The 13,747-nt window shown below is 47.9% G+C and carries 13 protein-coding genes and 1 other annotated feature; of the genes, 5 read left to right on the top strand and 8 right to left on the bottom strand.

Annotation, left to right across the window (positions count from 1 at the left end; genetic code table 11):
* Window positions 1–238: a binding site (T-box leader), on the top strand.
* Window positions 239–339: 101 nt separating this feature from the next.
* Window positions 340–1,518, top strand: a complete 1,179-nt coding sequence (locus tag IEX62_RS10940) for an aminotransferase class I/II-fold pyridoxal phosphate-dependent enzyme (RefSeq protein WP_188775530.1) — start codon at window positions 340–342, stop codon at window positions 1,516–1,518.
* Window positions 1,519–2,004: 486 nt separating this feature from the next.
* Here the strand turns inward: IEX62_RS10940 and IEX62_RS10935 are convergent, their stop codons facing one another.
* A complete protein-coding gene (locus IEX62_RS10935; RefSeq protein WP_229685736.1) occupies window positions 2,005–3,066 on the bottom strand; it encodes a M42 family metallopeptidase in 1,062 nt (353 codons plus the stop codon).
* Between the two features lie 374 nt (window positions 3,067–3,440).
* Between IEX62_RS10935 and IEX62_RS10930 the strand changes: the two genes are divergently transcribed.
* The 4 genes from IEX62_RS10930 to IEX62_RS10915 are packed head-to-tail and all read left to right on the top strand — an operon-like array spanning window position 3,441 to window position 7,029.
* Window positions 3,441–5,255 carry a sensor histidine kinase gene (locus IEX62_RS10930; RefSeq protein ID WP_188775528.1) on the top strand — a complete coding sequence of 605 codons (1,815 nt, stop codon included), beginning with the start codon at window positions 3,441–3,443 and terminating at the stop codon, window positions 5,253–5,255.
* Window positions 5,256–5,257: 2 nt separating this feature from the next.
* Window positions 5,258–5,932, top strand: coding sequence for a response regulator transcription factor (locus tag IEX62_RS10925; protein WP_188775527.1), 675 nt, complete (start codon window positions 5,258–5,260; stop codon window positions 5,930–5,932).
* A gap of 47 nt (window positions 5,933–5,979) precedes the next feature.
* Window positions 5,980–6,504, top strand: coding sequence for a CDP-diacylglycerol--serine O-phosphatidyltransferase (gene pssA / locus IEX62_RS10920; RefSeq protein ID WP_188775632.1), 525 nt, complete (start codon window positions 5,980–5,982; stop codon window positions 6,502–6,504).
* A 6-nt stretch (window positions 6,505–6,510) separates the two neighbouring features.
* Window positions 6,511–7,029 (top strand): DedA family protein, encoded by a 519-nt coding sequence (locus IEX62_RS10915; protein WP_188775526.1) that lies wholly within the window; start codon window positions 6,511–6,513, stop codon window positions 7,027–7,029.
* Window positions 7,030–7,209: 180 nt separating this feature from the next.
* On the opposite strand, the gene IEX62_RS10910 is transcribed toward IEX62_RS10915, so the two are convergent.
* From IEX62_RS10910 to IEX62_RS10880, 7 genes are all read right to left on the bottom strand, one after another.
* Window positions 7,210–7,380: a hypothetical protein gene (locus IEX62_RS10910; protein WP_188775525.1), complete on the bottom strand. Its 171-nt coding sequence runs from the start codon at window positions 7,378–7,380 to the stop codon at window positions 7,210–7,212.
* Window positions 7,381–7,539: 159 nt separating this feature from the next.
* On the bottom strand, window positions 7,540–8,286 hold the full coding sequence (locus IEX62_RS10905) for an alpha/beta hydrolase (protein WP_188775524.1): 747 nt from the start codon (window positions 8,284–8,286) through the stop codon (window positions 7,540–7,542).
* A 337-nt stretch (window positions 8,287–8,623) separates the two neighbouring features.
* Window positions 8,624–9,685 carry a metallophosphoesterase family protein gene (locus tag IEX62_RS10900; protein WP_188775523.1) on the bottom strand — a complete coding sequence of 354 codons (1,062 nt, stop codon included), beginning with the start codon at window positions 9,683–9,685 and terminating at the stop codon, window positions 8,624–8,626.
* Window positions 9,682–10,014, bottom strand: coding sequence for a DMT family transporter (locus IEX62_RS10895; RefSeq protein ID WP_188775522.1), 333 nt, complete (start codon window positions 10,012–10,014; stop codon window positions 9,682–9,684). The genes IEX62_RS10900 and IEX62_RS10895 overlap by 4 nt, the downstream gene beginning before the upstream one ends.
* Window positions 10,011–10,973 (bottom strand): HAD family hydrolase, encoded by a 963-nt coding sequence (locus IEX62_RS10890; protein WP_229685716.1) that lies wholly within the window; start codon window positions 10,971–10,973, stop codon window positions 10,011–10,013. Before IEX62_RS10890 ends, IEX62_RS10895 begins: the two co-directional genes overlap by 4 nt.
* Window positions 10,974–11,302: 329 nt before the next feature.
* Window positions 11,303–12,607: an ABC transporter substrate-binding protein gene (locus IEX62_RS10885; RefSeq protein WP_188775630.1), complete on the bottom strand. Its 1,305-nt coding sequence runs from the start codon at window positions 12,605–12,607 to the stop codon at window positions 11,303–11,305.
* A gap of 281 nt (window positions 12,608–12,888) precedes the next feature.
* A complete protein-coding gene (locus IEX62_RS10880) occupies window positions 12,889–13,713 on the bottom strand; it encodes a carbohydrate ABC transporter permease (protein ID WP_188775629.1) in 825 nt (274 codons plus the stop codon).
* Window positions 13,714–13,747 lie beyond the last annotated feature (34 nt).

The raw sequence follows: 13,747 nt of genomic DNA, 5'->3' as shown, positions 1-13,747 counted from the left end.
ATATATTCGATGACGGGAAAGAGTACGTTACGATTCTGTTCTCCAGAGAGTTGGGTCAGGTGAAAGCCAACGTTCAGAACATAACCGAAGCCATCCCCGAGAAGCAGGCTGAACTAACAGTAGGTGCTGCCGCATTTCCAGCGTTAACGGGAACACGTATTGCTAGATACGTTGCAGAGTGCCGCTTGTATTTGAGGCGGAACCAGGGTGGTAACACGGGCAGAGGCTCGTCCCTTTTATAGGGACGGGTCTTTTTTTGTATCCAAAAGCGGTCAGCATACGATGAAATGAACCACAATCAGAATATAATAGAGCGTTCCACACTAAGGAGGAGCAATGATGAGTTCAATGACAAAACGCAGTCTGGTTACACCACTTGCACAGGACATGCCACAATCGGGTATTCGCAAATTTTTCGATTATATTTCTGGACGTGAGGATGTGATCTCACTCGGCATCGGAGAACCAGACTTTACTACACCACGCGCTGTACGTGAGGCTTGTATCCGCGCACTGGAGCAGGGTCGCACCGAGTATACACCTAACGCTGGATTACTAGAGCTGCGCGAAAGCATCTCCACCTATCTGGAAGACAATTTCCGCGTCAATTATGATCCTGTGCATGAGATGATGGTCACAATCGGTAGCAGCGAAGCACTTGATCTGGCTCTACGTGTTCTGATTGAGGAAGGCGATGAAATTCTCGTTCCTGCTCCCTGTTATGTATCCTATTCACCGATTACCGGACTATGCAGCGGCAAGACGGTTGAAGTGGAAACGACAGCTGCGAACAGCTTCAAGCTAACGGCTGAGCAGCTCGAAGCTAGCATTACGCCACGCTCCAAGCTATTGATCTTGAACTATCCGAGCAATCCGACAGGTGCAGTGATGACGTATGAGGACTGGCTCCCTATCGCTAAAATCGTAGAAAAGTATAATCTATTTGTTTTATCCGATGAAATCTACGGTGAGCTGACCTACGGCAGCAAGCATGTAAGCTTTGCTGCAATGCCGGGTATGAAGGATCGCACGTTGCTGATCAGCGGATTCTCCAAAGCCTTCGCTATGACGGGCTGGCGCATTGGCTACGCATGTGGACCAGAAGAGGTCATCGCACCGATGCTCAAAATCCATCAATACACAATCATGTGCGCACCGATTCTCGGACAAATCGCTGCACTGGAATCGCTCAAGCCTCATGGCATCGAAGCGAAGGATATGATGATGGACTCGTACAACTCACGCAGACAAATGTTTGTGAGCGGCTTATGTCAGGCGGGCTTTCCCTGTCACGAGCCAAAGGGTGCATTTTACGCATTCCCTTCTATCGCACATACGGGGTTAACGTCGGAGCAGTTCGCTGAGCGGCTGCTAGAGGAAACGAGTGTTTTGACGGTGCCAGGTACTGCTTTTGGTAAAGGGGGCGAAGGGTTTATTCGGTGCTCTTATGCAACGTCTCCGGCGAAGCTGGAAGTGGCGCTGGAGCGGATGGCTGGTTTTATGAAACAATTCGGCTGAGATAGCAGTAGTCCACTCCGGGAAGGAATAAGGGGACGGGCTCGGGTGGAGCCGCGGGAATCTTTTGGATGAGGAGGGAATGAAGATTCCCGCCCCTGGGAAGGGTAAGATATTTTGCTTCGCAAAAATCACTTTCTATTGAACTACGTGTTAGGAAATCGCTAACACTGGAAGTCGCCATTTCCCCTTATTCCTTCCCTCCGTTCCGTGCTGCTTATATCATGCCTTGGGGGAGAACCGTAATAACAAGAAAACAATACTATCCCTATGTCGTAAGCAGTATTCTAATGTACACATTTATTTTGCTTCGATTTTTAATTTTCGATAACTATGGCAAAAAGTATAGAAAATAAGCCCTCTCTTATCTTCGTGATCAACTCCAGCGTACTATAGCTGAAAGTTGCGATTACCAAGATCGAGAGGGCTTATTTTTTTACTTCCTATTAAATAGTGTATCTGTTATATCATTACCTTTTGTAGCTATCATCAACCAAACAGTTCATTCATCTTGTCTTGATCCAGCTTTTTGATGACATTGACTAATAAGGTAGCGGCTTCGTCGAAATCTTTTTTCGCCATGATTGCGTTATGCGTGTGGATATAGCGTGTAGCGAATCCCATCGATAGGGTTGGGCAGCCTGTACCGTGTAAATGGAATTTACCTGCGTCTGTGCCGCCCCCCATGACGGTAGCAACCTGAATGTCCATCCCTAGCTCTTCTGCTGTATCCATGACGAGATCGCGTAGTCCACTGTGTGGGATCATCGTTGAATCGAGCAGCAGTAATAGTGGACCGCCGCCTACGTTGGATGGGCTTTCGGCTTCGACGCCTGGGATATCATTAGCAATACCTACATCCAGAGCAAAGGCGATATCGGGCTGTACCAGGTTCGCAACAGTGGTCGCACCGCGCAGACCGACTTCCTCCTGCACAGTTGCACCAGCATATAGCACGTTAGGATGCTGTTCTTCTTGCAGACGCTTGAGCACCTCTACTGCCAGTGCGCAGCCCGCGCGGTTGTCGAGTGCTTTACCTACCCACAGCTCGTCATCGCGCATCGTTGTGAATTCCGAGATCGGTACGATCCAATCGCCCGGGCGTACACCCATTGCTTTGGCATCATCTGCATCGCGTGCGCCGATGTCGATATACATCTGCTTGAGCTTCACGACCTTCTCACGCTCTGCTGCTTCCATACCATGTGGTGGCTTGGAGCCAACGATACCGACATAATCGCCCTTGCGTGTTTTGACACGTACGCGCTGGGACATGACCGAATGCGGCCACCAGCCGCCTAGTTGTTCAAAACGAAGAAAGCCCTTCGGTGTAATACTTGTCACGAGAAAGCCGATTTCATCCAGATGACCCGCGATCAATACGCGCGGCCCCTGCTCATTGCCGACTTTTTTACCGATAATGCTGCCGAGACGATCCTTCATCAATTCATCGGATAATGGGCTTAAATACTCCGCCATTTTATCGCGTACCGAACGCTCAAAGCCAGACACACCATCGCTTTCGGTAAGCTCTTTCATCATTAATGTCATATCATCCACAATAATCTCTCCTCTGCTCCACTACTGACCATAGGTTAATTAAATATTATAGTGATTGTAAGCTAGATTGAGAGTGTTGGCAATTATATATGTAAAACGATGCGTATTTTATTCATATTATCCCTATATCTGAAACGCCAATCATTGCTATGCATTCGCCTGGATTACATGCTCCTGATCGTGTCTTAGACACATATGGACACATAGAGGACAAATCGTTTGCCTATACTGAATGTACCGAATATATACAATAATCTGTCGGTTTGTCGATAAAGCGATGAAGCGGCAATCCTTCTCTATAACGAGTATGTTATGATGCAATAGGTATACCGTATATTTCGGTCAGTTGTTCAAAAGGAGCGCCTATGAAAAACCGCAGTATTACCTTTAAGCTATTTATTATTACGGTCATCGTGTTTGCCTGTTTTTATGCGATGGTCATCTTATCTCAATTGCTTTTCTTTAATCAATTTTATGAAACGTATAAAATGCGTCAGGTCGAGCACAATCTGGAGCAGCTGGCGCACAGCTATGTGACGGAATCCGAGGATAGCAATACATTGTCCCGACAAGCCATACGCTTTATGGAAACGAATAAAAGTCAGCTTGCTGTCATTAATCCGCAGGGTGAAGTGATGCTGAACGATATGTACCAGTTGAGTCTTAACGAAACGTATCATTTATTATTGAAGCAGTCCGATGGGAAGCAGATCTTTGTACCGCTGGCGCTGATGCTAAGTGAATATGGTGATCCATTTCGCAAAGCTCATATTAAGCTGGGTGACACACTGACGATCTACGGCAGTATGAGAGCACCGAGCAGCAAGCAGCCTTATACAGTACTCGATCCGCAGCAAATTAGTAAAAATGGTATCAAAACTATAGGCGATAGCTACGAACCAAATACGACCAAATTGACAGGCACGGTCAGTGAACTGGTGTTGCCTGACCTATCGAACTGGAAAATCAGTCAGGGCTTACTGCTGCAAGCATTGTACGAGCAATTTCCACTGAGTACAGAGCAGCAAACCGATCTGAAAAACATGAATCCGATCCAGTATGGCTGGAACGACTCCTGGAGTGGTGCTAACAATCTGATCACTCTGTATCCGATACAAAAGAACGGACAGCAGCAATTATTGTTTGTCATCACGTCTATTCAGGAGATCAGTGATACTAATGCAGCGCTACGCTGGTTTTATCTATATCTCGGAATTGGCGGCTTTGCGCTTATTCTGATTCTATCCCTGTTCTTCTCACGTATGGTTACGAAGCCACTCATTGCACTGAATCGAATGGCCAAGCGGATGGTACGGCTTGATTTTAGCAGCAGTGCCCCACCCCTGCGTCAGCAGGATGAGCTGGGAGGTCTGGCACGCAGTATGGATACACTGGCGCGTAAGCTGGATACTGCTCTACGCGAGCTACAGGAAGCGAACACACAGCTACAGCAGGATATGGAACAAAAGCAACGCATGGAGCAGATTCAGCAGAGCTTTTTCACCAATGCTTCGCATGAGCTGAAGACGCCACTTAGCATTGTGAAAAGCTTCGCTGAAGGCTTACAGGATGGCGTGAATGTCGATAAAAGCGGGCATTATGTCAGCGTGATTATTGAGGAAGCGGATAAGATGGAAATGCTGATCAAGGATATGCTGGATCTCGCCAGACTCGAATCCGGTACGATTCGTTTACAGCCTCGTCCATTCATGCTGAGTGAGCTATCTGAAAAGGTAGCGGATAAGCTTATCTACTCCCTCCAGCCAAGACAGCTACAAATTGTCATCTCACCGATCAATGAAAATCCAGTGCTCGCCGACCCCGACTGGATTGAGCAGGTGCTTCGCAATCTGATCATCAATGCGATTCGTCATGCGGAGACAGGCAGCGATATTCGCGTGGTGATTGAGAGCACGACATTGACGACCACACTCCATGTGGATAATACCGGCAAACCGATTGCTGAGGAGCATATAGAGCATATTTGGGAACGATTCTACCGTGCTGAGCCTTCCCGTAGTCGACAGACTGGTGGTACTGGACTTGGCTTACCAATTGCCAGCCAGATTCTGGACTTACATGGCTGTAGCTATTCGGTACGTAATTTAGCAGATGGGGTACGCTTTTCTATTGTCTTTGATGATCGTGTACGCCCTGATGGCATTCGGGAAGGAGTATAGGGATGGCGGGAAAGATTTTGCTAGTCGAGGATGAACAACGCATTCGCGAGGTTATCGCTGATTATTTTCAAAGTGATGGCTGGGTAATTGTTGAAGCCGAGGATGGCGAGCAGGCACTGGAGCAGTTCGAGCTGCATTATCCAGATCTGATCATCCTGGATATTATGATGCCGCATATGGATGGCTTTGAGGTATGTCGCCATATTCGCAAGCACTCCGGGGTGCCGATTATTTTGCTCACTGCCAAGTCTGCGGATAGTGACAAAGTACTCGGCTTCGAGCTTGGTGCAGATGATTATGTGACCAAGCCATTCAGCCCCCGCGTACTGCTCGCACGAGCAAATTCGCTGATGAAACGAGTAACGGAAAATTATGAACCACAGGGTCATCGTCTGAGCTTCGGTACTGCGGTGCTGAACACATTAACCCGTCGACTGGAGCTAGATGGTAAACCTGTGGAGTTAACACCGAAGGAGTATGAGCTCTTGCTAGTACTCGTTCGGAATAAAAATCGCGTGATTCCGCGAGATACCCTGCTGAGCCGTATCTGGGGAATTGAGTTTGAAGGGGAATCACGTGTAGTTGATTCTCATATTAAAAAGCTACGTGCCAAGCTAGGTCCCGAATCAGGGCATATCCGTACCGTGATCGGTGTCGGCTACCAGTTTGAACCGTAAATCGCTGGAACACACGGCATAAGGATGCCTGGAAGGAATGAACAATGATGAAATGGAGCTTTATCCCCTCATTATGTACGGTACTTAATCTGGCGGCTGGAACCGTGTCGCTACTACTAACGATTCATGAGCATTATCGTTTGGCAGCGTTAATGATTTTATTTGCTGCATTATTTGATGTTTTTGATGGCTTGCTGGCACGACTGCTGCATTGCACTAGTGAATTTGGCAAGCAGCTCGATTCACTTGCCGATCTGATTTCCTTTGGCGCGGCACCTGTATTTCTGGTGCTGTTTGATCAGCTTGATCCAAGAAGTGGCTCTGGTTCGGTGGCTGCAGTGCTGTTTGTTATTTGCGGTGCGCTACGACTGGCACGATTTAATGTCACGGGAACAAGCGCAGGCTTTACTGGCATGCCGATCACCGCTGCAGGTACGGTGCTCGCACTGCTGTCACTGATTACACATTCGCTACAGCCGACACTGTTGATTGCCTTGATCGCGCTGTTATCGTTCCTGATGATCAGCCGTATCCCATTTCCATCTTTTAAAAACAAAATGGTCAGGAAGTGATGTCTCATGGATCTGGCTATTGAATATATTGGACGCTATGGTTATATCGCCATCTCTGGCTTGCTCGCACTTGGTATTATCGGGCTGCCGATTCCCGATGAAATGTTGATGATCGTCGTCGGTTATCTCGCTTCCAAGCATGTATTGCATTTGCCACTCGTATTTCTGTTCAGCTTTGTCGGCTCAATTGGGGGAATGACGATTAGCTACTGGATTGGTCGACAGCTAGGATCAACACTAATTGTGAATTATGGCAAATGGGTCGGGTTGACTGTGACGCGATATGAGCGAATTCAGCAGTGGTTTCACCGTTACGGTCGCTGGACGGTACTGTTTTCGTATTTTATCCCCGGTGTGCGTCATGCTGCTGGCTATATCTCCGGTATTAGCGCAATGCCGTTTCGCTATTATGTATCGATCTGCGCCGCAGGTGCATTGATCTGGACAGTTGTATTTATCTCGCTTGGTTACTTTGCTGGCGTGCATCTACTACCTGGTTTGCCTGCGCTCAAGACAACCGGCTAGCCATATATAGTAAACGTGTATAATATTATGCCTACAGCTTCACTTCATCGTATAAAGTCTAGCTACATGATATAAAATGACATCATTTAAAATTCGGCAACGCTTATAAGCGTATCTTTATGATCTGTTGGATGAAAAGAAACGTGCTAGATATTAAAAAACACAACCGGAGAGCTGGCATTAATACCAGCCTCCGGTTGTGTTTTTTCTAATGGTACGCAGATACCGTCGGAATATCCCTTCCGACTTCCGCGCCGCCAGTGTACGGCGTATCCCCTGCATCATAAGCTTATAGTGCCATTCATCCTCACGTCCGACACGATGAAGCTCCTGCAAAAACTCTTCATTCATCTGAACCACTCCGTTCCTGATGAGCTTGAATATACTAAGTATAAACCGTCAACATGAACAATAGATGTAGTACAAATGAAAAAAAGCTTAAAACACTGCATATCTAACAAATGTCACTCTTCCATTTCATTGAAAAAATAGCTCTCTAATGTACTACTACTATACCTGCCAGTCCAATACATCCAAAAATTGATGAATATCTGCAAACACCTGAGCCTGCTCGACATCCATAGGCAAAATATGACCTGAATTCGGATACCACTTGAGCTCTTTATGCGGGGAACCGATCTGCTCATAGATCGTGCGTGCACTATCCTGATAAAGAACATCATCCTGCTGCCCCTGCATAATCAATGCGGGTGCGGTAATGCGACTCAGTCTTCCAGCTGTTGAGCTAATCAGCTGGCGAAGCTGCTCCAGCTCGTTCAGCGGTTCATTCGCCAGACTGTCCAGTCGCTGGGCGATTATAGCCGGGTCTTTCGTTTCCAACGATACATACCAGCGCGCATAATCGAGCACACGCTGCAAAATATCCGCTGTATTCTTCTCCTGCACAGGCGCACTCATTGAAATGACCGCCTTGACCGGAAATAATGTACCCATACGTAATGTGAACACGCCACCGAGTGATACACCGGCAACTGCAATTTCCTCATAACCCTGCTGCTGGAGCCAATCATAGCCATCTACTACACTTTGCCACCATGCAGCTGGACGTGTGCGAAGTAATAACTCAGGCACATCGCCATGCCCTGCATATAAAGGTGCATGACAGGTATAACCATGTTCATGTAAATATCTGCCCAGATGGCGCACATGTACCGTACTGCCTGTATAACCATGCAGTAGCAATACCGCTCGTCGCCCTGCTTTGTACGTAAATGACTCCGGTGCAACCATCTTCATCTCTAATCTCTCCACTTCTCTCTATCGCTCGCTTATATCTATAAATAACTGCAAGCGAGTCTGTCTTTTCCGGTATTGTACCGAACCCGAAGTAAGAATACCATATTCTGCACACAGATGACCATTTCATGTAAAGGTAATCCTAGTTATCGATTCGATAGATGATCTGCGCACAGCTGATGGGAGATATAGATTTGTACTTTACAGAGTCAGGCTTCGCGACGACAATCCTCAGCTTACTCTGGATTCTTGGGGCGCTCTATCCGTGTCAGTCGATTACAGATTATCGACCACATTAGCGATTTCACTCCATCTATGTAACTTGTGCAGCAGCACGCTACTTGGTGTCACCATAAGCAAATGTCCACACGGCTTCTTCTAGCCACCGTCCAGCGGCAAAGTCACGACCACGCACTACGATATGCGCAGGATAAATATCGACATAATAGCCCTGACTGCCTTCCAGATATTCATCTTCATCCGTCCACAAATAAGCTACCGAAGCTGCATTGAACATAACTGGCCCTGCGGCTGATTGATGCATCGTATGAGGAGAGCTTAATTGCCAGTGCGTATGTCCGCTAAATAGCATCACCTGTGGGTACTCCAGTAACAGTTGCTTGAGCTCATGATCCTGCTCCACACCATACCAGCCTTGCTGCTCCAACGAGCCCGCGACCGTATTCATCAGCGGCTGATGCAAAAAAACAAAGATCGGCTTCCCTGGCGATGCGGTTACCGCCGCTTGAAGACGCTGCTGGAGCCATTCCAACTGCATCGCTGATAGATGACAATCCTTTGCCAGTGGGCGCTCTGTGCCGAGGAAAATAAATACGTAGCCGCCCAGACGCTTTTGATAATAAGCGCCTTCTGTTGCTGTAGCTTCATTAAAGCTGCCCAGACGATGTAGCCACAGCTGATGAACCGGCTCCGCAACCTCGGTGACTGACGGCATCTGATACAGACCTGCCGCTTCCTGACGATATTGTCCCCATAATTCTGGTAAGGCTTGCCCTTGCAAGGATACGAGTCCTTCCAGTTCCTCCATCTCCTCCTTCCAGCCCAGATCACCTACATCATGATTACCCGAAGTACTGTACATCGCTGGAAGATGCTCGCCATATAAGGATCGGATACGCTGTAGCTCTGCATACTCGGCAGGCAGCCCGTGATCGGTCACATCTCCCGCATGCATAATACCAAGACTATCCTGAGCTAGCTTGCTAATATCATTGAATGCCAGCTCCAGATGCTGATTGTATAGATGCTTCGGATCAGCGGTCAGGTGGGTATCGGTAATAACCTGAAAGGAAGCGATCCGTTCATGCTCGTTCGGAATCCATTGTGGCTCAGATGTTATAAGATTTGAAGCTATAGGTTGATAAAAAGATCGTGTCATCGTGCATCACTCCATTTCAGTCCAATAATGCCTACTACAATAACAGCTAACCAGCATACCGAGGTCATACGCAGTCGTTCTCCGAATAGATAGTAGCCTGCTACGCTAATTAGCGTAATGCCTACACCCGACCAGATCGCATAGGCTACACTGATCGGCATATAGCGCACAGCATAATTTAACAGCGTGAAGCTTGCCGCATAACAAATAAACATCAACAGCGAGGGTAATGGACGCGAGAAGCCATCCGATACTTTCATCAATACGGTTCCACTAAGCTCCAGCAGAATCGCTCCACTTAAAAATAACCAGCCTGCATACATACTCATTCCATCGTCCCCTCTTCGGTCAGCAGCTCAGCAAACGATGTAATCGTCATCGATTGAAGTATAAACGCCTGCGACTGTCCGATTCCAATGGCAATCTCACAGCCAGCAGCTTGCGCCATCATCATATCGCCATTCGTATCGCCAAATACGATCGTATGCGCTGGCTCCACACCAAGCTGTTGACAGGCAAGCTGTACCATATCGGGAAATGGCTTACCTCGCTCGACTCTGTCACTACCGATCATCACATCGAACATCGGCTCTACACCGAGCCATGATACATGCTTATACGCATTGGCGGTATCATCCGCAGTAACCACGCCAAGCTTGAGTCCATACTGTCGACACTGCTTGATAAAATCCGTTGCGCCTTCTACTTCTTTGACCGGACGCGCCTGCTCCAGCTGCTGATCCGCAGCCTTCGCCAGCTCACGCACGATCTGGCTCGCCTGCCCCCATGACCAGCCTGCACGATAGCCCTGCCAGGCCAACACCGCATATACATCATTCATCGTACCCATAGCTAGCGGGCCACGCACATCATAATCGATAATATGTCCGTCCGAATCATGCAACGTGCCCCAAATGTCTGCAATATCCTCCTGCCAGTTCAATCCGTCGGCTTCCAACGCTTCGCGAAAGCTACGTAGCAGTTGATCTGCCCAGTAGCCCCACATGTAGATAAAATCCAGTAAGGTTCCATCCTTATCAAATAACACGGCATCAATTCGCTTAGACGCATTTGGCTGACGGCGTAAACAACGAATCAATTCCATCCGATCTAACACTTGCAGATGGTGAGTCTGTGGTTGTTCATGACTAGCCCGTAGTGGCTCCACTGACGGTTGTTTGGATGCCTGCTCATGCGCAGTCCTATCATTTCTATCATTTTGCACATGAACATTTGAAGCTTGGGCTTGATGCTGGCTGTGTGTTGTCTTTTTGATGAGCTCTGTCATTTGGCTAGCTTCCTTTCCTATACGTATCAAACTTTCTTATACAGTTCAAAAGTACAGATAAAAAGCGATGCACAGCGCCATTACTGCGCTGTGCATCATCATGTCATCGGCAGGCTAGCGTTAGGAATCATCCAGCCTGTGACCGATTCGTTTATACCTGTAAGCCTGTTGCTTCACGCTAGCTCATGCTTGCTTCACATGATGAAAAGGATCGTTTGCTCTGAATGTGTCGCTTTTTCACAAGGTAAGCTCATCGGCAATCTACCATTCGATGAACTTACCTGTATGGGTAAAGCCTTACTACTAGACTTATCGTAAAGCTAAAATGCTTAGCGATTCGCTCGATCAAGCTCCTGCTGTGCCTTTTTCTGTGCTTCCGCCAGCGCCTGCGCTGCTGGAACATTGTTGATCTGTACCTGATCAGCGGCAACCTTTAGTGCATCCGTAATTTTGCCACCCGTTGGGTCCTGGAATGGAGGCGAAGCATGGGATGCCTGCTTCAGTGGCACTTCGATCTGTGGATTTTTCGCGCTAAAGGCTTTGAATTTCTCATCCTGTAGTGCAGATTGACGTACCGCGATATAGCCAGTGTTCATCGACCATTGTGCCGTGTTGGACGCCTTGGAGAAGTACGTCAGCCATTTGAAGGCTGCTTGCTGCTGCTCTGGACTTGCCTGTGCTGGAATGCCTGCCATAATGGCATTCGCTACAGGTTTACCCTGACCAACACCTTCCCAGCCCGGCTGCTCCATTGCGCCAACGATTTTGAAGTCCAGATCGCCCTGGTCACCGCTGGAGCCTGTATAGCCTGCTGCTTTGTTTTTCATTACATCGTCAATCGTTTTGTACCAGTATTCCCAGCCCTGACCACCGGAATGAATCGTCATAATACTATCATCGTGAATCCATTTGCGGAACGATTCCCATGTGCTTGTCCACTCTGGTGTATCGATCGTTACCGTTTTGCCATCTGCGCTCAAGATGCTTCCACCCTTGCTCAGTACCGCATCGATCATATTATCCGCGCCCCACATTGGCTCCCAGCCGTAGAACGTTGTTTTGCTACCGGACTTTTTCGTCATTTTCGCTGCTGCGGCAGATAGGGCTTCCCATGTAGTCAGACTGGACGGATCGATCCCAGCTGCTTTCAAGGCATCCTTACGGTAATACATAACCTGTGTCGTTCCGTACATCGGTAAGAAATACTGTTTACCGTCTACCTGACCCTGCTGCAAGAAGGTCTGCACAAAGTCATCCTTTTTAAAATCAGGATCTGCGCTAATGAATTGATCCATCGGTGCGTAATAGCCTTTTTTCGCCCATTCAACATTGGAGCTGAGCACAGCTGCTGGAACCTGTCCTGCGGCAATCGCTGCCTGTAGCTTTTGTGTCGTTTCATCATAATCTGCCTGTACCACGCCTTTGACGATAACGTCCTTTTGCGAAGCGTTAAAGTCATCAATCATCTTCTTCATGTTATCGCCAAGCTTGCCACCGAGACCGTACCAGAATTCAATTTCAACCGGGCCACTGGATGCCGTTGTCTGTGCTCCAGTGGAGCTGCTTGCTGCGGCAGGTGTGCTTCCGCTTGATGGCGAGCCACATGCTGTTGTGATCAGGAAGGTTGACATCATAACGAGCGACAGTCCGGATTTCCAGCCGAATGTGCGTGAGCTGCGTGCTGGAGTCGGCTGCTCGTTCACTTCATTTAGCGTGTTAACTCGTTGTTTTGCGATTTTATTTTTCCACATACTGAACAGATTCATGCGATTGATCCTCTCCTGTATAAAGGGGTATAGGTCAGGCATTGCGCCTGCCAAATGATAATGATCCGAATAGCTAATCATGCTGTACGTGCATATTATTTCTTCATGTATCTCTGCATGTATCGTTTTATCGACTCCTTCATGCTTGCTTATTTACTCACGCCAGCAGACATGTTCACACTCTGCATAATCGTCTTCTGGGTAAACAGGAACAATACGAGCAGTGGCGCAATCGTAAAGGCACTAGCCGCCATAATTTGCGGCCATTTCAGTCCATAGGCTCCTCCTTCCACAAAAAAGCTGCGTAAGCCTGCGGAGACGAGTTGCAGCTCAGGACTCTTCGTAATGAGCATCGTCCAGAAATAGTTGTTATATTGCTCAATGAAGGTAATCAGTATCATCACTGCAAAGGTCGGTCTGGCAAGCGGCACGAGCATCGTCCACAAAATGCGAAAATGCGATGCACCGTCAAGCTGTCCCGCTTCCACCAGCTCATGCGAAATTTGCAGAAAGGCCTGTCGAATCAGGAAAATCGAGAATACACTCACACAGTTAGACAAAATGAGTCCGCTATACGAGTCGAGCAAATGTAGCTTGCTCAACACCAGATAGCTGGGCAGATAAACAGCTGTACTCGGGATCATATAGCCGAGTAGCACAATGCCGGTAAATAATCCTTTTAGGCGAAACTGCATATGAGTCAGCGCATAGGCCATCATCGCTGAATTGATCACCTGTAGTAGTGCAATCGCCGCACCGACAAACATACTGTTCAGCATATAACGGGCGAATGGCGCAGCATGCCAGGCATCCACATAATTGTTCCACAACATATGCTCTGGCAAAAGTGTTGGCGGCATACGGAAAATCTCATCATTCGTCTTGAGTCCACTCATAATCATCCAGTAAAAAGGAAATGCCATTACCAGCGCGATTACCGTTAATACTGCATAACGGATCATATTCGTTGTCATTGTTGCGGGACTCAGCTGCTTACGCTTGCGCGGG

Source organism: Paenibacillus hunanensis (genome assembly GCF_014645615.1).
Classification (GTDB): domain Bacteria; phylum Bacillota; class Bacilli; order Paenibacillales; family Paenibacillaceae; genus Saccharibacillus; species Saccharibacillus hunanensis.
The sequence above is the reverse complement of the archived record's forward strand: the minus strand, read 5'-3'. Positions and strand labels throughout refer to the sequence as shown.

What these genes read in the sequence shown, in the direction of transcription:
- IEX62_RS10905 (WP_188775524.1), bottom strand. Translation starts at nt 8,286, where the DNA reads ATGAAGATGGTTGCACCGGAGTCATTTACGTACAAAGCAGGGCGACGA.
- IEX62_RS10895 (WP_188775522.1), bottom strand. Translation starts at nt 10,014, where the DNA reads ATGAGTATGTATGCAGGCTGGTTATTTTTAAGTGGAGCGATTCTGCTG.
- IEX62_RS10890 (WP_229685716.1), bottom strand. Translation starts at nt 10,973, where the DNA reads ATGACAGAGCTCATCAAAAAGACAACACACAGCCAGCATCAAGCCCAA.
- IEX62_RS10935 (WP_229685736.1), bottom strand. Translation starts at nt 3,066, where the DNA reads ATGACATTAATGATGAAAGAGCTTACCGAAAGCGATGGTGTGTCTGGC.
- IEX62_RS10925 (WP_188775527.1), top strand. Translation starts at nt 5,258, where the DNA reads ATGGCGGGAAAGATTTTGCTAGTCGAGGATGAACAACGCATTCGCGAG.
- IEX62_RS10930 (WP_188775528.1), top strand. Translation starts at nt 3,441, where the DNA reads ATGAAAAACCGCAGTATTACCTTTAAGCTATTTATTATTACGGTCATC.
- IEX62_RS10915 (WP_188775526.1), top strand. Translation starts at nt 6,511, where the DNA reads ATGGATCTGGCTATTGAATATATTGGACGCTATGGTTATATCGCCATC.
- IEX62_RS10885 (WP_188775630.1), bottom strand. Translation starts at nt 12,607, where the DNA reads ATGATGTCAACCTTCCTGATCACAACAGCATGTGGCTCGCCATCAAGC.
- IEX62_RS10910 (WP_188775525.1), bottom strand. Translation starts at nt 7,380, where the DNA reads ATGAATGAAGAGTTTTTGCAGGAGCTTCATCGTGTCGGACGTGAGGAT.
- IEX62_RS10880 (WP_188775629.1), bottom strand. Translation starts at nt 13,713, where the DNA reads ATGACAACGAATATGATCCGTTATGCAGTATTAACGGTAATCGCGCTG.
- IEX62_RS10900 (WP_188775523.1), bottom strand. Translation starts at nt 9,685, where the DNA reads ATGACACGATCTTTTTATCAACCTATAGCTTCAAATCTTATAACATCT.
- pssA (WP_188775632.1), top strand. Translation starts at nt 5,980, where the DNA reads ATGAAATGGAGCTTTATCCCCTCATTATGTACGGTACTTAATCTGGCG.
- IEX62_RS10940 (WP_188775530.1), top strand. Translation starts at nt 340, where the DNA reads ATGAGTTCAATGACAAAACGCAGTCTGGTTACACCACTTGCACAGGAC.